Origin of the sequence: Rhodocytophaga rosea (genome assembly GCF_010119975.1) — a bacterium.
Taxonomy (GTDB): Bacteria; Bacteroidota; Bacteroidia; order Cytophagales; family 172606-1; genus Rhodocytophaga; species Rhodocytophaga rosea.
Map to the genome: position 1 here is coordinate 3,504,189 of NZ_CP048222.1, position 23,361 is coordinate 3,527,549.

The 23,361-nt window shown below is 41.6% G+C and carries 16 protein-coding genes; 7 read left to right on the forward strand and 9 right to left on the reverse strand.

Annotated features, from left to right (window positions below; translation table 11 throughout):
* Positions 1–51: 51 nt before the first annotated feature.
* The 6 genes from GXP67_RS14690 to GXP67_RS14715 all read right to left on the reverse strand — a co-directional run bounded on the left by GXP67_RS14690 (position 52) and on the right by GXP67_RS14715 (position 6,455).
* Positions 52–1,422, reverse strand: coding sequence for a sigma-54-dependent transcriptional regulator (locus tag GXP67_RS14690; protein WP_162443812.1), 1,371 nt, complete (start codon positions 1,420–1,422; stop codon positions 52–54).
* A 35-nt stretch (positions 1,423–1,457) separates the two neighbouring features.
* Complete coding sequence (locus GXP67_RS14695) at positions 1,458–1,814, reverse strand: four helix bundle protein (protein ID WP_162443813.1); 357 nt, start codon at positions 1,812–1,814, stop codon at positions 1,458–1,460.
* Positions 1,815–1,895: 81 nt separating this feature from the next.
* A complete protein-coding gene (locus GXP67_RS14700; RefSeq protein ID WP_162443814.1) occupies positions 1,896–3,080 on the reverse strand; it encodes an ABC transporter permease in 1,185 nt (394 codons plus the stop codon).
* Positions 3,077–4,318, reverse strand: coding sequence for an ABC transporter permease (locus GXP67_RS14705; RefSeq protein ID WP_162443815.1), 1,242 nt, complete (start codon positions 4,316–4,318; stop codon positions 3,077–3,079). Before GXP67_RS14705 ends, GXP67_RS14700 begins: the two co-directional genes overlap by 4 nt.
* 168 nt (positions 4,319–4,486) lie before the next feature.
* Positions 4,487–5,152: an ABC transporter ATP-binding protein gene (locus GXP67_RS14710; RefSeq protein ID WP_162443816.1), complete on the reverse strand. Its 666-nt coding sequence runs from the start codon at positions 5,150–5,152 to the stop codon at positions 4,487–4,489.
* A 52-nt stretch (positions 5,153–5,204) separates the two neighbouring features.
* The gene (locus GXP67_RS14715) at positions 5,205–6,455 is read right to left on the reverse strand and encodes an efflux RND transporter periplasmic adaptor subunit (protein WP_162443817.1); all 1,251 of its coding nucleotides are present in this window, start codon (positions 6,453–6,455) and stop codon (positions 5,205–5,207) included.
* A gap of 273 nt (positions 6,456–6,728) precedes the next feature.
* Between GXP67_RS14715 and GXP67_RS14720 the strand changes: the two genes are divergently transcribed.
* The 5 genes from GXP67_RS14720 to GXP67_RS14740 all read left to right on the forward strand — a co-directional run bounded on the left by GXP67_RS14720 (position 6,729) and on the right by GXP67_RS14740 (position 15,754).
* Positions 6,729–7,121, forward strand: a complete 393-nt coding sequence (locus GXP67_RS14720) for a nuclear transport factor 2 family protein (protein WP_162443818.1) — start codon at positions 6,729–6,731, stop codon at positions 7,119–7,121.
* Between the two features lie 228 nt (positions 7,122–7,349).
* Positions 7,350–7,697 carry a PadR family transcriptional regulator gene (locus GXP67_RS14725; protein ID WP_162443819.1) on the forward strand — a complete coding sequence of 116 codons (348 nt, stop codon included), beginning with the start codon at positions 7,350–7,352 and terminating at the stop codon, positions 7,695–7,697.
* A 24-nt stretch (positions 7,698–7,721) separates the two neighbouring features.
* Positions 7,722–10,373, forward strand: coding sequence for an ABC transporter permease (locus GXP67_RS14730; RefSeq protein WP_162443820.1), 2,652 nt, complete (start codon positions 7,722–7,724; stop codon positions 10,371–10,373).
* A gap of 11 nt (positions 10,374–10,384) precedes the next feature.
* Positions 10,385–13,012 carry an ABC transporter permease gene (locus GXP67_RS14735; RefSeq protein WP_162443821.1) on the forward strand — a complete coding sequence of 876 codons (2,628 nt, stop codon included), beginning with the start codon at positions 10,385–10,387 and terminating at the stop codon, positions 13,010–13,012.
* Between the two features lie 57 nt (positions 13,013–13,069).
* The gene (locus tag GXP67_RS14740) at positions 13,070–15,754 is read left to right on the forward strand and encodes an ABC transporter permease (RefSeq protein WP_162443822.1); all 2,685 of its coding nucleotides are present in this window, start codon (positions 13,070–13,072) and stop codon (positions 15,752–15,754) included.
* 181 nt (positions 15,755–15,935) lie between these two features.
* On the opposite strand, the gene GXP67_RS14745 is transcribed toward GXP67_RS14740, so the two are convergent.
* Positions 15,936–16,883, reverse strand: a complete 948-nt coding sequence (locus GXP67_RS14745; RefSeq protein WP_232065228.1) for a Smr/MutS family protein — start codon at positions 16,881–16,883, stop codon at positions 15,936–15,938.
* 500 nt (positions 16,884–17,383) lie between these two features.
* Between GXP67_RS14745 and GXP67_RS14750 the strand changes: the two genes are divergently transcribed.
* Positions 17,384–19,828, forward strand: a complete 2,445-nt coding sequence (locus tag GXP67_RS14750) for a DUF3536 domain-containing protein (protein ID WP_162443823.1) — start codon at positions 17,384–17,386, stop codon at positions 19,826–19,828.
* 197 nt (positions 19,829–20,025) lie between these two features.
* Here the strand turns inward: GXP67_RS14750 and nhaD are convergent, their stop codons facing one another.
* Positions 20,026–21,306 (reverse strand): sodium:proton antiporter NhaD, encoded by a 1,281-nt coding sequence (nhaD, locus tag GXP67_RS14755; RefSeq protein WP_162443824.1) that lies wholly within the window; start codon positions 21,304–21,306, stop codon positions 20,026–20,028.
* Positions 21,307–21,580: 274 nt separating this feature from the next.
* Between nhaD and GXP67_RS14760 the strand changes: the two genes are divergently transcribed.
* On the forward strand, positions 21,581–22,618 hold the full coding sequence (locus GXP67_RS14760; protein WP_162443825.1) for a potassium channel family protein: 1,038 nt from the start codon (positions 21,581–21,583) through the stop codon (positions 22,616–22,618).
* Between the two features lie 5 nt (positions 22,619–22,623).
* On the opposite strand, the gene GXP67_RS14765 is transcribed toward GXP67_RS14760, so the two are convergent.
* Complete coding sequence (locus GXP67_RS14765; RefSeq protein WP_162443826.1) at positions 22,624–23,133, reverse strand: phosphoribosyltransferase family protein; 510 nt, start codon at positions 23,131–23,133, stop codon at positions 22,624–22,626.
* Positions 23,134–23,361: the final 228 nt, after the last annotated feature.

Genomic DNA, 23,361 nt, shown 5'->3' on the forward strand with positions numbered 1-23,361 from the left:
CTGAAGGGCTTTTCCTGAGATCATTAAGGTGAGTTGACCGGTAACGGAAGCTTATACCCTGATTCCAAATTTTTCGAGGCGACGGTATAAGGCAAAGCGGCTCATGCCCAGGGATTCTGCTACTTTACTGATATTGCCGGCATGATGGGTAATGGCCTTTAGAATCATGGCTTTTTCTATATCTTCCAGCGACATAGTGCCTACTTCTGGCAAATTATCTTTGGACGGCGTACCCGGCTGAATGGCATTGGCGAGGTTAAAATCATCCGCCTGTAATACTTGTCCTGGTGACATAATCACTGCCCGTTCAATAGTATGTTTGAGTTCACGTATATTGCCGGGAAAAGTGCGGGATTGCAGCCAGCGAAGGGCATTTTCACTCAGTTCCATATTGTCTCTGCGGTAGGTTTTAGCAGCCATTTGTAAAAAATGTCTGGCAAGCAAAGGAATGTCTTCCCGGCGTTCCCGTAATGCTGGCAGATGCACAGAAATCAGGTTAAGCCTGTAATACAGATCTTCCCTGAATTCTTCTCTGGCTATCATGTCCATTAAGTTCTTATTGGTAGCTGAAACCACCCGCACATCTACATTACGGCTTTTGTTGGAGCCTACTACTTCAAAGGTCCGTTCCTGTAATACCCGTAATAATTTTACCTGGCAGCTAAAATCCAGGTCGCCAATTTCGTCGAGGAAAATAGTACCGGTATGTGCTTCCTCGAAACGGCCTTTACGGTCAGCACGGGCATCCGTAAAGGCACCTTTTACATGGCCAAATAATTCGCTTTCAAACAAAGTAGAAGGTATGCTTCCCAGATTCACTTTTACCAGTGGCCTGTTTTTGCGCAGACTATTTCTATGAATAGCATCTGCTATTACTTCTTTACCAGTACCACTTTCGCCGGTAATCAGCACAGAAGCATCTGTTGCACTCACCCGGCCAATGATTTGTAATAACTGAAGCAGTTTAGGATCACGGCCTACTACACCTGAAAAATCATATTGTTTATCGAGTTCCTCCCTTGAAAAAGCTTTGAGTGGTACATCAACACTGGCCAGTTTCAAAGCCGTACGCACTGATTGTACAATTTGCTCATTGGTCCAGGGTTTGGTAATAAAGTCAGAAGCACCGGCTTGCATACCAGAAACGGCCAGAGAAATGCTTCCCCAGGAGGTAATGAGAATCACTGGTATAGCTGGAAAAGTAGTTTTGATCTCCTGCAATAAAGCCATTCCTTCATTACCAGTCGTTTGCCTGGAAAAATTCATATCCTGCAATACCAGATCTATTCTTTCCTTTTTCAGCACAGCCATGGCATCTGTAGGAGATTTAGCGGTACGTGTTCCATAACCAGCCTGTTTGAGCACCAGTCCTAAGGATACCAATACAGAGGCATCGTCGTCAACAATCAGAACAGTTTGCATGGAGGAAGTAAGTGATTGAGAGAATGAGTGATTAGTTAAGTTATATTATTTCTTGCTTTTGCAAAGACAGATAATAGTTCCAACGTTTCTTTTTTGAGCTCTGTCAGTTTTGTAGCTTGTACCATTTCTGTCTCTTCTAGGATCTCTAACCAGAATAATGTTTCGTCTGCTTCTTCTACAACAATGCTCATTTTAGCAAAGAAATCTGCTTTCGACCGGGCTCTGCATGCTGCTCTATAATTGGCAGCAACTGATGTTGAAGAACGTATAAGTTGTTTTCCAACAATTATTAACTCATCCGTTTTTGGCAATTTAGCATACATTTTAATAATACGTACGGATAGTTGTTTTGTCCGTTGCCTGAAGATTTCATTGAATTTTTCCTTTTCCATGATAGATATTTAAGTACATACTGAATACAGTATAATACCTAAACATCACTCAATCACTCAATCACTCATTCTCTCAATCGCTTACTCCGCATGTAAGGCTTCGGTGGGCTGAATTTTGGTAGCAAGCATACTGGGATAAATGCCGCATAGCACAGTTACTGCATAAATAGATAGTACCGAAATCAAAAGTGCAATTATGTACACTTTCGTAGATACAAAACTCAACACACCCAGAATCGGAAATTGTATCACCAGTATTAATGCAGCCAGCATTCCTAAGCTGGTTATCATCAGTAGTTCTCCTAAAATTTGCCAGTTAATATCCTTTTTGGTAGCACCTGTTGCCCGGCGTAAGCCAATTTCGCTGATACGGCCCATTACATTCTGCCAGATAATGCCTATTAAACCCAAGGCTACCATGGCAATCAGGAAGGCAGCGATTAAACTGGCAACAATCAGTGGAGTAATGTACATACTGATTTTATCTTCCCTTTCACGGGTGAGTGATTCTACGCTAAACGTCCATTCCTTCACAGTGCCTTGTAATAATCTGGATAGCTTTTCCTCAAACTGAGCCGTGGTGCCGGGACGAACTTTTATCACCAGGGTTTCAGGAATGCGGCCTGTTGTATCCTGCAAAGTCATTCGCTCGAAGTAAAAATTGGTAGACGCTGCATATTCACCATCCTTCTTATAGTTAGTAATCACGCCAACAATTTCGGTAGGTTTATCAGTATTATTCAGATCAAATAAAGGTTTACCAATAGGATCTTCTGCGCCAAAAACGGCCTGGGCAAAATGTTCATTAATCACAACCGGGTTTTTATTACTCATCCCATCATCCGGCGTAAACCACCTGCCTCTGGTTATATGTAAATCGAGCGTCTGCACAAGGTCATCAGTTCCGCCTGTTGCTTCATAATCGTACCTTTTTCCTTTAATTGAAGTAGAACCATTCCAGTTATTTGAACTAAATGGAGTAATGGACATCCCGGATACAGACACTACTTCGTCCATGGTACGCAGATTAGCAAAGAGCTGACGGAATGAAGCTAACTTACTTATATTGCTACTCCCTTTTGTATCTATTTCTACAACCCATTGATTTTCGTAGGTAAAACCTAAAGGATCTTTTTTATTATCGAGATAAAACACGGCCATGGTCACTACGGCATAGAGTACGATAAAAGAAAAGAATATTTCCGTCATGATCAGAAAGTTGGCTTTTCTGCGGTTCCAGATGAGTTTAAATATATGCCGTATCATTTGGAGCCTCCTTTCAGTGCATCAACCGGGTTAAGTTTAGACATTTTCCAGGCCGGATATACGCCGGATAGTAAGCCAAAGAATACAATAGTAAGTAATCCGTAACCAAAGATGCGCACATTCAGTTGCAGGTCGGCATAGCGAATCAGTGCTTGCTGATTAATATATTGTAGCACAAAATAAGATAACATAAAGCCTACTATACCACCTACTAAGGTGAGCAAGAGGTTTTCCACGATAAACTGGCCCACAAGTATATTGGAAGAGGCGCCAAACGCTTTGCGTACTCCTATTTCTGAGGATCTTTCAATAATGCGGCTAATGTTAATATTTACCAGATTGATAGTAGGCAAAATCATAAATAAGATCATAATACAAATAATAATAGTAATCATCATTCCGGAACGGTTATCCTGGTCAGAGCCACTGAGCAATTGCCTGGATATGGTTTCGAAGAAAGTATCCGCATTTACCTGGAGTTTATTAAGGTTTTTATCTGGCAATTCTACTTTGGTGAGCATAGCAGCAAAATCAGATTTAATAAGCGGAAGATCATCAGGGCTCTTTGCTAAAATACTCGCCATAAAATTATCCATGAATTTATCTTTATAAATTGAAGAAGGCTGTGTACTAATGGGTACCCAAACATCAGAAAAACAAGTAAAACGCAGGATAGAAACATTATTCACCACACCTACCACCTGGTAATTCCTGCCACCCACATCAATTGATTTGCCCAACGCAGATCCCTCACCAAATAACTGCCGACTGGTAGCCTGGTTAATTACGGCTACAGCATTGGCATTCTTTTCATCGTCGCTTGTTAAAGGACGGCCTTCTATAAACTCAAATTCCATAATGTTCCAGAACTCGCCGTCGGTATACTTCAGATACAGAGGCAACGCTTCACCATTTTTATAGATATCTACTCCTTGCATTACGGAGTGTATGGATATTTTTTCAGCACCAGGCAAAGTGCGTACATAGGTATTTAAAAATTTGTATCCTGGTGGGCCATTCATGTTAAAACCTTCATCATTATGCATCCGCATAAAATACACTCCAAGTGTGCGGTCTGTTTTTATTTCAGGTGCGTGCGAACCAAATATATTGTCGAGCATGGCAGTGGCTACCATAAGCACCACCAGTGTAAAGCTGATGCCAAACAAGCTGATGAAAGTGAAGAACTTGCGCCGCATAAGTACTTTCGTGGCGATTAATAAATAATTTCTTAACATAATTGTCTGGAACCTGGAGTTGCAGGATTAAAGGATTTACCGGAATATTTTAGAGTGAATTTTTGTCTGGAACCTGGATTACACAGAATATTGGAGTTGCAGGATTAGGAATTAAGTGAAAATAATAATCCCAAGAATCCTTTAATCCGATGAATCCAGGTTCCAGAATTACGCTACTTGTCTGCCATCGAAAATACGAACAATGCGGTCGGTCATGTCGGCCATGCGTTTATCGTGGGTAACCATAATGATCGTGGTTTGCTCCTTGCGGTTCAGCTCTTTCAATATTTCCATAATCTCCTCGCTCATCTGGCTATCGAGGTTTCCGGTAGGCTCATCGGCAAACAAGATGCTGGGTTTTCCTACAATCGCTCTGGCAATTGCCACTCTCTGCTGCTGTCCACCAGATAACTGGGAAGGAAAATGTTTGGCTCTGGAAATTAAACCCACCCGTTGTAAAGCATCTTCAGCCAGTTTATGCCTTTCACGATTCGACATACTGCGATAGAGTAGGGGAATCTCCACATTATCCACCGCCCGTAAATCATTAATGAGGTGGAATTTCTGGAAGATAAACCCAAGTTCCCGGTTGCGGATCTGTGCCAGATCACTGTCTTTGTGCGATTGAATCGGACGTTCATTCAGGCTGATCATTCCTTGAGAAGCCGTATCCAGTAAGCCCATAATATTGAGCAAAGTGGATTTACCGGAGCCGGAAGGACCCATAATGGAAATAAATTCTCCCTTTTTTACATGCAGGTTAATTCCCGATAAAGCTACTGTTTCCAGGGTATCAGTGCGGTATACTTTTTCGATGTTTTCTAAGCGGATCATAAATATGTGTTGTATATAATTTGTTGCGAGTTATGTTTAGGCCAACTATAGGCTATTTTACTTTCAATTCTTTTAAGTGTGCGAATTGGCTCATGTCGGAAATGATGATTTCATCTCCTTCAGCCAGGCCGCTTACTATTTCCTGGTAATCAAAATTGAAAATACCGGGAGTAATTACCGTTTTTTCTGCTTTTCCATTCCGGATCACAAATACTTCAGATTTACCTTCGGTGCTGGCAAACAAGCCTTTTTTCACTTTCAGCACGTTTTGTTTAGAAGCTGTTACCACATATACATCCACCCGCATATTGGAGCGCAAAAGCGTATTCGATTTATCTTCCAGGGTGATTTGTGCCCGTACAATGCCATTTTCGATAGTCGGTAGAATGTTAGATACAGTGCCATTCAGGAATTTTTCATTGATTTTCACCCGGACTGGCATGCCGGTAGTGAGGCGGTTGGCATGAATATCTGAAATGGTGGCATCTACCCGGTAGGTATGCAAATCGGCTACTTTGGCAATTACATCGCCTTTGCGGATGGTAGCGCCTTCTGATAACGTGACCCAGGTCAGGATACCTCCCTTTTCAGCTTTGGTAGTGGCCAGCTCCAGTTCTTGTTTCAGTAAGGTTCTTTCACTCTTATATATTTTGATTTCCAGGTCTACACCTTCCTGCTGCAATTTTTCTGTAGATTCCAGATTCTTTTTGGTTTCTACCAGTTCATGTAATTGTTCCTGGGCGGATTTGTAATCCAGCACAATAGCATCGAAATCGCTTTTGGAGATATACTTGGAATGATACAGCGGTTCGTTTTGCTCTACTTTTAATTTTTTAGCGGCTAGGTCCAGTTGTTTCACTTTAATCTGGCTATTCACTTTGATGAGTTGGTTCTCAAGCGTAGCCCTGAGTTGATGTTGCTGATTTACTTTTAATGCCAGGTGGTCATTTACTTTTTCGTAAGCCAGCATAGCTGTTTCCAGATCAAGCAGTAGAATAGGTTCCTGCGGATGAATGGTATCTCCAGCTTTTTTCAGAATCCTCAAAATACGGGTATCTATAGGACTGGAAATCACTTGCTCAAATTCAGGAACCACCAAGCCGGTAGCAGTAATAGTCGCTTCCAGATCACCTCTTTCTACTTTGGCCGTACGAATCTGAGTCCGCTGCACAGAGGGAGAAACCCAGGCCACAAACCAGAATATAACAGCCAAAGCGATAGCAATAGCTCCCAGCCATTGTACACTTCTTTTCATCTGGGTTTTGCGGATTACACTTTGCTCGAGAGGCCGATCAGTATTCATAAAATTGCTTATTTTCCTCTCTATCTATCCAAAGGCTGTGCCATTACATTAATAATCTGAAAGTCAGATTATTAATGTAACAATTCCTTCAATTTTTTACTGAAAAATGTGCGTTCTATTAGAGCTCATGTGCGGATTCGCACGTGGATAACTTAGCAGAAACTTATTCCCAGCAACTAATAAATGAATTTCAAGAAAGCTTTATAGAGCTATGTAGGTGATAATCCGTTTGTGTGAAGATTAACTGTATCACCCTTTTAAATGAATCATACTATGAAGTCCAACGCTGCTTATTCACCAGTTAGCTCACAAGAGAAACAAATCCTGCAGGCTGCTTATCAAGCTTTCAATGTCCGCGATGTTGATCGTGTACTCACCCTAATGAGCCCAGATGTAGACTGGCCGAATGGAATGGAAGGCGGTTATGTAAAAGGGCATGCTCAGGTAAAAGCCTATTGGTTGAGGCAATGGACAATGGTAAATCCTAGTGTCCAGCCGGTTAGTTTCCAGAAAGATGAAAAGGGAAGAATTATAGTGGAAGTTGATCAAGTGGTAAAGGATTTATCAGACAATATTCTCCTTGATGGAAAAATTCTTCATGTGTACAATCTGGAAGCAGGATTAATTCAACATATGAAAATCCGCCATCCAGCAGTAGAAAAATAAAATATCGCAAATGATTACCAAATGTGCCCACTATGTGAGGACTTAAATCAAGGTATATAATACATATTTACTGATAAACACCACAACAAAACCGCACAAGTACTGTCCGTTTCCGGACAGTTTTTAATTACCTATTTTTTAGAAAAAGTGCCTTCCATGGTTCCTAAAGGCGTTTTTTGGCATTGGCAAATGATTTGATTAACAAAATTTAAACAAATCATTTTTCAGATGCGAAAAGCCTACCTGGGAGAATTTGAAGAACTGGTATTACTCACTACTGCCATTCTCAATGGAGAAGCCTACGGCGTATCGGTAGCCAAGGAGTTAAAGAAGCTCTCTGGCCGCTCGGTTAGCATTGCTGCCGTACATATTTCCTTGCACCGCTTATTAGACAAAGGACTGGTCAACTCTCATATGGGAGGTGCCACCATGTCCAGAGGAGGCCGCAGAAAGAGAATATTTACTGTCACGGTAGCCGGAAAACACATCCTGCAAGAGATTCATGATACCCGCAACCAGATGTGGGAGATGTTACCTAAAACATCATTTAATCTGGAACCAGGATTTAAGGATTAGCAGGCTTAACAATATTTATTCTCCATGAACCACTATCATAAATCACCTCAACCACCAAAATGGGCTACCACACTGCTGGAATGGCGCTGTCCGGATGAATTACTGGAAGAAATCGGGGGTGACTTGCAGGAATTATTTGAAGAACAAGTAGAAGAAATCGGGGAAAAGCAGGCCAGAAAAGAATATATGCTCGCTGTACTCAGGTATCTACAGCCATTTGCTTTTAAACATCAACCTAAAATCTATCCATCGACAAATTATACAACTATGTTTCAGAATTATATAACGGTTGCCTTGCGGCATTTGAAGCGGAACCGGGTGTTCTCAATTATTAATATTTCCGGTCTGAGTTTAGGCCTTGCCTGCTGTATGCTTATTTTCCTCTATACCAAAGATGAAGTCAGCTATGACCGCTTTCATGACAACAACCCGAATATCTACCGGATCACTAAAAAATTTATTAAACCCGGGAACAGTTCAGAATCTAAAGATAGTAATACAGGATACCTGCAAGGACCTATCTTTGCAAGTGGTGTACCCGAAATTCAATCCTTTGTCCGTTTTCAGTCGCACCGGAGAGATATAAAACTAGGGAATGATATTAATAGCCAGGAAGTATTTCTGACCGATCCTGATTTCTTCTCAGTATTTACTTTTCCTCTGCTGGCTGGCAATCCTAAAACTGCTTTACAGGAGCCTCCTTCGGTAGTGATTTCAGAGGATATGGCCAGAAAGCATTTTGGCAGCACAGATGTGGTAGGTAAAACACTTCTACTCAAAGATTCTTACGATTCAAACAGCCAGTTTGAACCGTATGCCGTTACAGGAGTTGCCAGAAAAAGTCCTCAGAATTCCTCCATTAAGTTTGATGTATTATTGCCAATCATTGTAAAAAACGATGAGATAGCCAATAAGGAAAACTGGTTCAATTCATTTTTAAACACGTTTGTGGTACTCCAGTCAGGTGCAGATATAAAATCCGTAGAGGCTACTATGGATCGGGTATATCAGGCTGATGCGAAAGAAGGCATGCGGATAATAGCCGAAAGGTTCGGCATGAAAGATAAAACCGTGTATGCCTTACAACCTTTTACCGATATGCACTTGAACAAAGAACTACCAGCACAAAACGGACTGGTAGACAGCAGCAATCCTATGTTTTCTTATATTTTATCTGGTATTGCACTTTTCATTCTACTCATTGCCTGCATCAATTTTATAAATCTGACCGTAGCCCGTTCACTGAAACGGGCCAAAGAGATAGGGGTGCGGAAAGTGATAGGCGGCGACAGAACGCACTTGATGATACAGTTTCTGGGCGAGTCGTTTGTGTTGTGTTTTATAGCCTTTGTGCTGGCCATTCTGCTGGTTCAATTGGCGCTTCCTACTTTTAATCAGCTTTCCAATAAAGCCCTGGCGCTCTCCTATTTATTCGATGCTAAATTAGTACTGGGTTACATTGGCCTTTTCCTGATTACCGGATTACTCGCCGGATTTTATCCTGCGGTCGTATTATCCAGCTACAATCCTGTTCAGACTTTATACAGCCGCTTTAAACTTTCTGGCAAAAATTATCTGCAGAAGATATTGGTAATACTTCAATTTTCGCTGGCTTCTTTTCTGATCATGGGTACTCTCACCATCTATTCCCAATTTAATTATTTAACCACCAGAGAATTAGGGTATGATGATAAGAATGTAATTGGTATCAGTAAATCAAATTTAACGCCTAAAGAAGCCCAGCTATTCCGGCAGGAATTATTAAAAAATCCCGCTTTTGTGGAAGTAGCGCCAAAAAATGGAGGAAACTGGTATACTATTGCCAAAATTAACGGAGATATTCAAATCAACTTCAAGTATGAAACGGTAGATCAGGCGTATCTGCCCTTATTCAACATACCTATTGTTCAGGGACGCAATTTTTCTGCTGATTTTCCTGCCGATTCTACCCAGTCGGTGCTGGTGAATGAAACTTTTGTTAAAAAAGCAGAATGGAAAGATCCTATCGGGCAAGAAGTGAATTTCTGGTATGATAACAATCAAAAATACAAAGTGATTGGCGTAGTAAAAGACCATCATTTTGAAGCGTTAAATACAGAAATTAAACCGCAGCTATTCACCATGAAACCGTCAAATGGCTATGGCATGGCGTTTATCAAAATCAAACCAGGTACCGAAACCAGCAGCCTGAACCATCTTGAAAAAACCTATAAGCAATTATTTCCGATCAATCCATACAGCTACGAGTTTAAATCCGAGGAAAACCTGAAAGCCTACGAAGCCGAAGCTAAATGGAAACAGATCATTCTCTTCGGAACTGTACTTACCATTTTTATTTCCTGCATCGGTTTGTTTGGCCTGGCTACCCTATCTGCCGAACGGCGGACGAAAGAAATTGGCATCCGCAAAGTATTAGGAGCTTCGGTAACAAGTATTGTACAATTGCTAACCTGGGATTTTCTGAAATTGGTGAGTTTCTCTTTTCTATTTGCTTTTCCAGCTGCCTGGTATGCCATGCAACAATGGCTTCAAAACTATCCTTATCAGGTAGATATAAAAGATTGGGCGTTTATCCTGACGGCTGGAGTGGTTATTTTGGTTGCTTTCTTTACAGTGAGTTTCCAAAGTATTAAAGCTGCCAGAATCAATCCGGCAAAAAATCTGCGATCTGAATAACTCCTGCTGACATGGAATCTTCACACTTCCCTCAACCACCAAAATGGGCTGCTAAGCTCCTGGAACGTTTGTGCCCAGATGAATTATTGGAGGAAATTGGGGGTGATTTGCAGGAATTATTTGAAGAACAGGTAGAAGAAGTTGGCATTTCCCAGGCCAGGAGGGAATATGTGCTCGCTGTACTTGGCTATTTACGGCCATTCGCTTTTAAACAAAAAACTCATACGCTCCATCCTATAAACTTTTCTACCATGATTAATAACTATCTGAAAACAAGTGTACGGAACTTGTCCAGGAATAAAGTGTATTCTCTTATTAATATATCAGGTCTGGCATTGGGTATTGTTTGCTGCCTGGTGATATTTCTGGTCGTGAGGTATGAACTGAGTTATGATACATTTCATAGCAAAGCCGACCGAGTTTACCGGATAAACACCAAGTTTCTTAGTGGAGGCTTTGCCAGTGGGGCACCACTGCCGGTGGCAGAAGCATTAAAGCAAGATTTCCCGGAAGTAGAAGAAGCCACCACAGCCATTTTCCGGGATGAAGGACAGGTAACAGTTGGCGATCAGCTATATAAAGAAACAGGGATCGCTTATGTAGCACCTGCCTTTTTTTCTATACTGGATGCCACATGGCTGGCCGGAAATCCTAAAGCTTCCCTCTCTGAACCTAACACCGTAGTATTAACCAAAAGTATTGGTCAGAAATATTTTGGTTCTCATACAAGTATAGAAGATATGGTGGGTAAATTTGTTAAAATCAGTGGCAGTTCTACCCTACAAGTTACCGGTATTCTGGAAGATTTTCCTGCCAATACCGACATCCCTTTTAAAATACTTATTTCCTGGGAGCGTTTTAAAACCACTACAAAACGCAACCTTAACGACTGGATCAGCTTTTCCGGAGGTACGACTCATCTTATTTTATTACGTGAAGGGACAGATGTGGCCTCTTTGCAAAAAAAGATTCCAGCCTTCGAAAAAAAGCATATGGGTGACCTGGAAGCCAGCCGGCGTACACATATATTGCAGCCTTTGCTTAATATGCATTTCGATGAGCAGTTTAATAATCTAAGCAACCGGATAGTATCGAAAGAAAACCTGGGCGGCTTATCGTTAATTGGCGTATTCATCCTACTTACAGCCTGCATTAATTTCATCAATCTATCTACCGCTCAATCTGTAAAACGCTCCAAAGAAGTAGGCGTACGGAAGGTATTAGGTGCCAACCGTTTTGAACTGGTCAGGCAATTTTTATCAGAAACAGCCCTGTTTAGTGTATTAGCGATGGGAATGGCAGTAGCCATAGTATATCTGTTAACGCCCAGCTTACAAACTCTTCTTGACCTCAATATTGAATATAATCCTTTCAAAGATTTATCGCTGCTCGCTTTCCTGGTCATTGTTACTGGAGCAATCTGTTTGCTGGCAGGTATCTATCCGGCTGTGATGCTATCCAGATTCAAACCGGTCACTGCCTTAAAGAATAAAATTGTATCACCGATAAAAGGAGCGCTGCCTTTACGCCAGACCTTAATTGTGGTACAGTTTGCCATTACACAGATCCTGATTATCAGCACCCTGGTGGTATCCGGGCAGCTTGACTATTTCCGGAATAGTCCTTTGGGTTTCGACAAAGAAGCTATTATAACTATTCCTTTTCTTCCGGATAATCCGGTGGAAACCAGCCGGGCTTTGCGTAACCAGCTGGAGCAAATTCCAGGCGTACAAAAAATAAGTTATGCGTTAATGGCTCCTTCCAGTGATAATAGCTGGTGGAGTAAATTTACCTTCGAAGGCCATGACCCGACCAAAGAGTACTATGTGCAGGAAATTGTGATTGACCATACCTACCTGGAAACTTTTGGATTACAATTACTGGCTGGAAAAAATTTAGGTCCTACGTCCGATTCCTCCGACTTGCTGGTAAATGAGGCCGTTTTGAAAACTATGAATATACGCACCCCGGAAGAAGCCATCGGAAAAACCATAGGCTGGGTTGGGCCTAAGCCACATACCATAACTGGGGTAGTGAAAGATTTTCATACCAGGTCTTTTAAAGAAGATATTCCTGGTGTGATCATGCATAGGGGAAAGAATCCCCTGATGGCAGGTGTTAAAATCGAGCCTACAAATATGCGGAATACCATTGCTCAAATTGAAGGTGTGTGGAAGAAAGTGTATCCTGAAACTATTTTTGAATTCACCTTCCTGGATGAAATCATTGCCAACTTTTATAGGGAAGAAGTAAAAATGTACCAGCTTTTCCGGATTTTTTCAGGGATTGCCATTTTTATTAGTTGCCTTGGTTTGTATGGCTTAATTTCCTTTATGGCCGTACAGCGGACCAAAGAAATCGGCATCCGCAAAGTATTAGGGGCTTCGGTGGGAAATTTGATTACGCTACTTTCTAAAGATCTGCTCAAGCTGGTACTGATTGCAAACCTGATTGCCTGGCCGCTTGCCTGGTGGCTGATGGATAAATGGCTGCAAAACTTCGAATACAGTATTCCATTGAGCATCTGGATATTTGCTTTCGCTGGCATCCTCGCTTTGCTTATCGCCCTGTTTACAGTTGGTTTCCAGGCGATGAAAGCAGCATTAGCCAATCCAATTAAAAGTTTACGCACCGAATAGTCTGATACATACCTTCAACCAGTGAGTTGATTTACTGCGATACGTTAAAACCATACTATGAGCGAACCTAACAAACTTCCTTCTCCGCCTAGCTGGGCAAGCAAACTACTGGAATGGGTCTGTCCGGATGAATTGCTGGAAGAAATCGGAGGCGATTTGCAGGAATTATTTGAAGAACGCATAGAAGAAGTGGGAGAGAAACAAGCCGGGAGAGAATATGTACTCGCTGTATTAGGCTATTGTAGACCGTTCGCCTTTAAAAAACAAACCAAGCCAACCACCAAACCTCTTTACACCGATATGCTGCTGAACTATATAAAAATTGCGCTCCGTTCTTTTCAAAAAAACAGGATATATTCTTTCATCAACTTAACCGGACTCAGTGTAGCCTGTGCGTTTTGTTTGCTGGTGTATACATTTGTTCAGCATGAACTTTCCTTTGATCGATTTCACCAGAAAGCCTCCTCGTTATACCGGCTAGAAATTAAAGGGTTAGGAGAAGTGGCAGAGATGGGAACCCGGAGTTTTTTATCTAACCTGACTACACCTGATAAAAGCCGCCTTACCAGGGTCACCCCCGATTTAGCTCCCGAACTACAAGCTATTTTTCCAGAAGTAAAGCAAATTTCTCGCCTGATGGACAATTACAAACAAATCATGGGAGTGGGCGATAAGAGATTTCACCAGGACAATATCTATCTGGCAGACAGCAACTTCTTCGATGTATTTTCATTCCGTTTGTTGAAAGGAAATCCAAAAACAGCCTTATCTGATCCGCAAAGTATAGTATTATCTGAGAAAGTTGCCTTGCGGTATTTTGGTGGCAAAGACCCAATCGGGCAGCGCATAGATGTATTGGGAGATGGAGCAAATCATATATTTACGGTGACTGGTATTGTAGAAAATGCCCCTTCCAATTCGAGTCTGGCTTATGAGGTATTAGTGCCTTTAAATAGTAAATTATCTCCGGTCTCACTTGCTCCCAAGCAGAATCTGAATATGCTCTTTACTATGTGTATAGTAGAATTAGATGCAAAAACGGACATAGCTGCTTTCAAACATAAGCTGAAAACCTTTGGCCAAAACTACTACAAAGATGAACTGGTGAAAAGAAATGTGCCTATTGAAAGATTGAGCCTGGTTTTAACGCCTCTGACAGAAACCCACCTGGATTCGATACCCTGGGGATGGCCCAGAATGGGTAAAAAATTAAATATATACGTGCTGAGCCTGATTACCTTGTTTGTACTCGTGATTGCCAGTCTGAATTACATTTTCCTTTCCCTTAGCCATGCTTCGGCCAGGTTGCAGGAAATGGGTGTGCGGAAAGTAAATGGAGCTTCCCGATTACAGCTAATTATGCAATTATGGACGGAAACGTTTATGCTGGTTCTGTTTTCGATGGGAGCCGGTTTCATATTATCTTACCTGTTGCTTCCAGTATTTAATACCCTGCTAGACAGCGGACTGGAAACCCATTTATTGTATTCCCTACCTGCCATTGGTGCTGCGCTAATGCTGGCATTTGTGATCAGCCTGCTTACTGGTATTTATCCTGCCTTATTGCTTTCTGCCTATAATCCGGTTCGCTTACTCAAACGCCATTCTACGTACCGGATCAACCCAACACTATCGCGGTTTATGGTAGTTGTGCAGTATGCCTTGTGTCTGTTCCTGGTCATTACGACGGTTATTATGAAAGAGCAGTTTAACTACCTCACCCATAAAAACCTTGGATTTGACAAAGAAAATCTGCTGGTCATTAATTTGATGGAAAACCAGTCGATGAGTAAGGGGGCTTTTCTGCTTGATAAATTCAAGGCAATGGCTCGTACGCAACCTGATATTGTGGCTGTAAGCGGAGGAGATAATATGACCAGGCCCAGTATGATAGTTTTTTTTACCATTAATAACCAACCTGCTGTCATTAATAAGCTTTCCGGTGATTACGACTATGTGCAGATGATGGGTTTACATATGATGGAAGGCCGTACCATTTCTCCTCAGTTCCCAACAGATACCTCTGGTACTGGTGCCATTATCATTAACGAACAACTTGCCAAATTGATAGGAAATAACTGCAAGGTAGGAACCCCTTGTAAAGAACTAGATAATGCTGTGATTGTGGGTATTGTGAAAGATTTTCATTTCGCTTCCCTTTCCCAGCCTATTGGCCCGGCCATGCTGCATTACAACCCAAAATATATACCCAATATTCTCATCAAAATCCGACCTGGAAATATACCAGCAACCATTGCCAGCATTGAGCAAACCTGGAAACAAGTGAATGAAGGCAGACCCCTGAATTATACGTTCATGGATGAAGATATTGCCAATATGTACCAGGCGCAACAAACATGGATGAACATTATTGAAGCAGCTTCCTGGTTTGCTATTCTGGTGGCCTGCCTTGGTTTATTCGGTTTATCCGGATTAAATGCGGTGAACCGTACCAAAGAAATTGGCATCCGCAAAATACTCGGCGCTTCTGTCGGCCAGATTTTTCTGCTCCTGAATACAGTTACCATCCGGCTGGCATTTGTTTCCTTCCTAATCGCATTCCCATTAGCCTATTATATTGGCTATCATTGGCTGGAAGATTTCACTTACCGGATTGACATGAGCTGGAAAATTTTTGCCATAGCAGGCGCCGCAGGATTATTGATTGTACTGATTGCTGTCAGTTATTATTCCATTAAAGCTGCGATAGCCAACCCTGTAAATTCTTTGCGGAATGAGTAAGCCTGTCTGGAACATGGATTAAAGGATTTTTCAGGATTTTCAAAAGCGAAGAAATTGATTTCTTCGCTTTTGATTTATATTGCTTTGATTAAGAAAATGACTATTAAGTCTAAGAAACAAGCTTACCTTTGCAACCCATTCTAATTTAAAATCCCATAATCTGAAAAATCCTGGTTCCAGACTACTTAATCTTTACTAGTGTAGCACCATACCCAAATTTCTCTTTCATGGCATCTTTAAAATATTCGACTTGCTTGTTTTTACTCAGCCGTTTGTGAATTTCGGTACGTAAAACCCCATTTCCAACCCCATGAATAAAGATAATCTCCTCCATTCCATTAGCAATAGCCTGGTCTAAAGTACTCTCAAAAGTTTGTAACTGCAGTTGTAATATCTGCGGACTACCCATTTTTGCATGATCTTTCGAGAGCTTTTCTATATGCAGGTCTGTTTCGCGGGCGGGAGCAGGCAAGCGGGCTGGTTTTACTTCAGCAGTATTTTCTCCATACAAGGCATCTGTGATTTTCTGCGGCTGTATTTCAGTAGCTTCTTTATCAACTTGAAATACATAAGCATCTTTGCCCAGTACTGGAGCGGTTTGCTTGCTCTTGAAAAAGGTATTGGCCCGGAACCTGATTTTCTTAGTCAGGGGTTCTTGTATGGCCCCAGCACCAGCCTTAAAGAAAAGAAACTGCAACAAATACGCCGGCCAGTTTTCAAAGTTTTTAGTATTTACCTCCTGTATCTTAACCGAAGTCCTGGCTTTTAATACCCCAGCCTGCAGGCCTTTATAATTTTCCTGTTGTACTTCGCCAATCGTATAAGGTAGTTCCAGGTCAGTATTATTAATTAAGTATAAAGCCAGTGCTGTATCATTGATAAGTAAAAAGGCCATATATACCCCTTTGTTAGCAAATACTTCTCTGGATACAGGCTGCCTGTCGTCTACCGGAGTCTCTCTTTTAAAACGCACAGCTTCTTCCGCAGAAACGATGGCCAGCTCTGTGCGCAAAACCGGAATGCGGAATCCATCTTCAATTTCAATTTCTACCAGTTTATTGTCTAAAAAACGGGTGATTATGCCTTCTTCCCGGCCATGCAGCATCCGTACTTTGTCTCCGATGTTCATTTCAGTGGTTTGTTAATAATTTATCCATTGCAGGTTGTACATACGTAAAGCCATTCAGGAAAACGGAAATCTACAAAGAATTTATGATAGCTCAGACTTCAACAGATGATTTGCAGGTTATGTAATCCGATAGCCTGTTTCTGACAATGTATTATATAATACAGGAACTTGTTAACCTCTTCCTTTCTGTTCTTGGAAAAGTACCTTTTTACCTGCGAATACAAATTTTCTGGTTGAATTAACTTGAGAAGCTCTTCTTCAAACCATAGTTTCGCTAATAAAAACCGCCAGGTTTTCTTCTGAAAATGTTTATTTATTAAGAATAGCGCCAGCAGAGGCACTTTTTTGAGTGTAGGTTTGGCGGTAAATTTGTTTCATATTTACGGAGATTAAGTCCTAATTTGCTTCACAATTACAAAGCTGTTATTTTGGCCCTTATTGCATAAGGCCGGGAGGCGAAACAACGCAACAGCTTTTTTCTGAAAAAGCACCATACATATATGAATGATACCAAATACGTCTGTATTCACGGACATTTTTACCAGCCACCCAGAGAAAATCCGTGGCTGGAAGCCATAGAACTACAAGACTCAGCCCGGCCTTTTCATGATTGGAATGAACGCATTTCCTATGAATGTTATGAGCCTAATACTGCTTCCAGAATTCTGGCAGAAGATGGCGATATCACCGATATTACAAATAACTATTCCAAAATCAGCTTCAATTTCGGCCCCACCCTGTTATCATGGCTGGAAAAATATGAACCTGACGTATACAAATCCATTTTAAAAGCAGATGAAGAGAGCCAGAAGAATTTTTCTGGTCACGGATCAGCGATGGCACAGGCTTTTGGACATATTATTATGCCGCTGGCCAACCTTCGCGACAAACACACACAGGTAGTATGGGGAATCCGTGATTTTGAATACCGGTTTAAACGCAAACCAGAAGGAATGTGGCTGCCCGAAGCAGCGGTAGATACAGAAAGCCTGGAAGTGCTGGCTGAACATGGCATTAAATTTACATTACTTGCCCCCAGGCAAGCCCGAAGAGTACGCAAGATCGGCCAGACTCAGTGGATGGATGTTTCCGGTGACCGGGTCGATCCTAAAATGCCCTATATCTGCCGGCTTCCTTCCGGAAAAAGCATAGTACTGTTTTTTTATGACGGCCCTATTTCGCAGGATGTAGCCTTTAAAGGAATTCTAAAAAATGGGAGGGATTTTGCCAACCGTTTTCTGGATAATTTTACCCATGAAAGTGATTATCAGCCTCAGCTGGTACATATTGCTACGGATGGCGAAAGTTATGGGCATCATCACCGGCATGGCGATATGGCACTAGCCTATTGCATTCATTACCTGGAAAGCCAGGGTTTGGCACGTATTACCAATTATGGAGAATATTTGTCTAAGTTTCCACCCACCTATGAGGCCGAAATATTTGAAAATAGCTCCTGGAGCTGTGTGCATGGCGTAGAACGCTGGCGGAGCGATTGCGGGTGTAATACCGGCGGCCGGCCCGGCTGGAACCAGTTATGGCGCGACCCTTTGCGGAAATCCCTCGACTGGCTCCGGGATGAATTAGTTAAAATATATGAGAAAGAAGCAGGCCTCTTATTAAGAAAACCCTGGCAAGCCCGCAATGCTTATATGGATATTTTGTTGCAGCGTTCTAAAAACCGCATGGAAGGATTCATTAAAACGCATGCCAGCCGTGACCTGAGCAAAGAGGAAAAAATCAAGGTGATCAAACTTCTGGAAATGCAGCGCCATGCCATGCTGATGTATACCAGTTGCGGATGGTTTTTTGATGAAATTTCGGGCATTGAAACCATACAAGTAATTATGTATGCCAGCCGTGCCATTCAACTGGCCGAAGAGGTAACTTCACGTAAACTGGAGAAAGATTTTATTACCCTGCTGGAGAAAGCACCCAGCAATCAGCCTGAATATGGCAATGCTGCCCAGATTTATGAAGTGTATGTGAAACCTGCCCGCCTGGATCTGCTTAAAGTAGGCGTACATTATGCCATTACATCCCTGTTCGAAGATTACCCGGATAACCTTCCTATTTACAGTTATATCTTTAAAAGCGAAGTATACGACCGCCTGGAAGCTGGTATACAAAAATTAGTGATTGGTATTGCCAAAGTGCATTCTACCATTACCTGGGAAGAAAGTGAAGTAAGTTTTGTGGTGTTGTACCTGGGACAGCATACGGTAATCGCTAATGCCATGGAAAATATGCCCGACGAGCTTTTTTCGGCCATGCATAGCAAAATCAGAAAAGCATTTTTACGGAGCGAAGTGGCCGAAATTATTCACCTGATGGAAGGGTATTTTGGTCCGCAACGCTATTCGCTTTTCCATCTATCTAAAGATGAGCAGCGCCGGGTACTGGGGCAAATTATGCAAACGACCTTGCAGGAGATTGAAAATTCATTCAGGCAGATTTATGAGCACAATTACCACATGATGAACCTGATGAACAATGCCCAGGCGCCGCTGCCCAGTGTGTTTAAAACAACCGTGGAATTTATCCTGAATGCAGATATCCGGCGGCTTTTTGAAGATGAACATGTGAATCTGGATGATTTACAGCGCTTGACTGAAGAAGTAGAACGCTGGTCGGTGAAACTAGAACCGGATAGGGTAGGGTATGTGATCACCAAAAAGATGAATGTGTTGATGAACCAGTTGCTGATTAATCCCAGAAATACGGAACGCCTGCGGTATATTCTCGAAATTTTCAAACAGCTCAAGAAACTTCCACTCAACCTTGACATCTGGATGATTCAGAACCTGTATTTCTCAGTGGGTGATAAATACCTGAAGGAGATGCAGAAAGCTGCCAATCATGGAGATGCATCTTCCAGCAAGTGGCTTACCTACTTTTCTGAACTCGGCGACGAACTGGAAATTAAAGCAAGCCGGTTGATTTAAAGCATTCCTTAAGTATTGACTAATAAAAAATGGCAGGGGTAAAGCCTGCCATTTTTTATTATAAGGATATGAGAAATTAGTATTAGCAGGCAACTCCCGATGTGAATTATCACATTCATTTATTAGGGAAAATTTTATGCCTTATTGGGCGGTCGTTTACAAAGAATTATTCAAGAAAAGATGGTATTGTCCTGTCATTATGCCATCAAACTGTATATTAACAAGTAGGAAAATACGCCAGCAAAATACCCAATCAGGGCAATGAAAGAAATTTTCTTTACATACCACATAAAATCAATCTTTTCCATCCCCATTACTGCCACCCCGGCAGCTGAACCAATAATCAAAATACTGCCACCTGTACCAGCACAATAAGCCAGGAAAATCCAAAGTTTGCTATCGGTAGGGAAAGTAGTAAGGTCATACATACCCATAGTAGCCGCTACCAGGGGCACATTATCAATTACAGCAGAAGCCAGGCCAATAGCTACCACTATATAATCCAGGTTACCAATGGTCTCATCCATTAAAGTGGCCAGGTTACTTAATAAGTGAGTAGCTTCTAAGGAACCAATAGCAATCAGAATACCCAGGAAGAATAAAATACTGGATGTATCAATTTTACCCAAAGCATGCGCAACTGTAAAAGGCTTGCGCTCTTCTTCATCTTTGTCGCTATGAATAATTTCGGATACCAGCCACACCACGCTTAGGCCCAGCAACATACCCATGTAAGGAGGCAAATGTGTAACCGTTTTAAATATAGGCACAAATAACAAGGCACCTAAACCAAAGCCAAGCATTATATCGCCCCCAGTTACTTTTTCATGCGTATGCAGAGCAGGCATTCCTTCTTCGCTCCCCACCAGTTTTCCTTTCATCCGGAAAGATAAAAATATAAGGGGCACTACCAGAGAAAGTAAACTTGGAATCAACAGGCTCTTTATAATAGTTAGTGAAGTGATCTGCCCGCCAATCCAGAGCATAGTGGTAGTTACATCCCCGATCGGTGACCAGGCACCCCCGGCATTGGCAGCAATAATAACCATACCTGCATAAAACTTTCGCTGATCGGGATCTGATACTAATTTCCTAAGCAAAGATACCATTACAATAGCCGTAGTCAGGTTATCCAGAAGCGCCGAAAGAAAGAAGGTAAATAAAGATAATACCCATAACAAGATACGGCTATCCTGGGTGTTGATCCGGTCAGTAATCACGCGGAAACCCTGGTGTGCATCTATAAGTTCTACAATGGTCATGGCCCCCAGCAGGAAGAACAGAATTTCGGCAATGCTGCCCAGGTGATGGGATAATTCCTCTACAACCGGGTCTTTCTCAGCGCTGAACATAATGTAAACAGTCCAGCAGAGTACACCAGTAAGTAAGGCCGACGCCGTTTTGTTAATTTTAATGGGGTGCTCAAAGGCAATGGCTAAATAGCCTAATACGAAGATAATTATAATGGCTGCGTACATGGGTTAGTGTAGTAGGTCGGAGGTTAAAAGCGGGTTAATTAAAGCAAAAAAAACCATACTTCACTATAGGGCAGCAAAAAAAATTTGGTTAGACAATCCTATAAAATCCATTCTTAGTACAATATACTAATGCTTTATATTGTCTGTCAGCCTATTTCATTGGTTAATATATACTTTCTGTAGCTATTCTTTTGGGCTATTAATAAAATTTGCCTTTCCAAAAAGCTTTACTATTCTGGCAATCTCTTATTTTGCAGACTGCCTTTCACATCTTATGTTCCGGTTTTTATTATACAGTGGTGCACTCAACCGACTGCTTTGGGCTTTATTTCTGCTGTTGATCAGTATAGGTACCGGCATTCTGCTTTTTTATACAGTAGGGAAGTATTCCTTTGTGAATGCTTTTTACATGACAATTATTACCATTTCTACCATTGGGTTTGGAGAAATTGAGCCGCTTTCGCCTACCGGCCGGATGCTTACATCTATATATATTCTCATTAACCTGGGTATTTTTGCCTATTTTATTTCTATTATCACCAGATATGTGCTGGAGGGTGAATTGCAAAAAGCTTATATTAAATATATGTATATACAGGAACTCAGCAAGTTGCATAACCATGTGATCGTTTGTGGCTATGGGCGCAATGGCCGTAAGGCATGCGAAGAATTGATGCGTAATAAATATACCTTCGTAGTAATTGAGTCTGATGCTGTAGGAAAAGGACTACCTAATCTTTCCAGAGAAACTTTTTCTTTTGTGGAAGGTGACGCTACCCAGGATGATGTACTGCGGCTTGCCGGAATTATGCATGCCAGGGCAATTATAACAGCTTTGCCTAAAGATGCCGATAATGTATATATAGCCTTAACCGCCCGTGAGTTTAACCCGGATATTACCATTATTGCCAGAGCGACCGACGAAAGTGCGGTAAAAAAGCTTTACCGGGCAGGAGCTAATCATGTAGTAATGCCAGATTATATTGGAGGCATGCATATGGCACACCACATTACACAACCAGAAGTAGTAGAGTTTCTGGAGATGCTTTCAGGTACTGGCGAAGTAAAACTAAAAATGCAGGAGATCTCTTATAGAGAATTAAAAAGTGAATTCAGAGATAAATCGATCCGGGAACTTAACATCCGAAAGCATACCCATGTAACAGTACTTGGATTTAAACATGCCGGTAAAGGCTTTATTATAAATCCCGGTGCTGATCTGCTTGTGCATGAAGGAGATGTGCTTATTATTCTGGGAACTGAAGACGATCTGGATACTTTCCGGAAAATGTATGCTAATGCCGCAAAATAACCTTGCTAGCTGATATATACTCCGAAATTGCTGGAATCTTCCAGGTTTACCTCGATGTGTTCCTGAATGGTAGTAGAGAGTGAATAGCCCACATAATCTGCCGAAATCGGGAATTGCTTGTGGTTTCTGTCTACAATCACCGCTGTCTGGAGTTTTTTAATTTCCACATTTAGAAACGGTTTCAGGCTATAGGCCAGTGTACGTCCGGTGTTCAATACATCATCCAGCAAAATAATTACTTTGTTGCGGACTACTTCGATATTACAATCCAGGTCGATCTCACTTTGCAAGGGCGTAAACTTATCCAGGCTCACTTTTACCAGCGTGGTTTTTAATGGGGCAATAGCCGAAAGTTCTTGTTGCAGGATACCTGCAAACAGATAGCCTTTGTCGTAAATACCTGCCAGTATGATCGCATCCTCCTGAAAATTATTTTCATAAATTTCAAAAGCGATTCTTCTGATTTTTTGCAGGGTTTGTGTTTTGTCCAGTATTAGTGTTGTGGTGCCAGCCATATTCCTATACATTCAAGGTACAGGTTGCAAAGTAAAGCGATAATTTGGTAAGCAGAATATAATTTTTCAGCTATTTTAAGGTAATTTTATAGACTTTATATTCTGGTAGCACTATTGGGCAGTCAGGTTAAATATTGATTCCAGCCCATGGCAAACCTATATGTTTTTTATTCACGGAATATGCTTTTACAAGGTATGGGTTAAAAATGATTTGACTTATGAGATCAG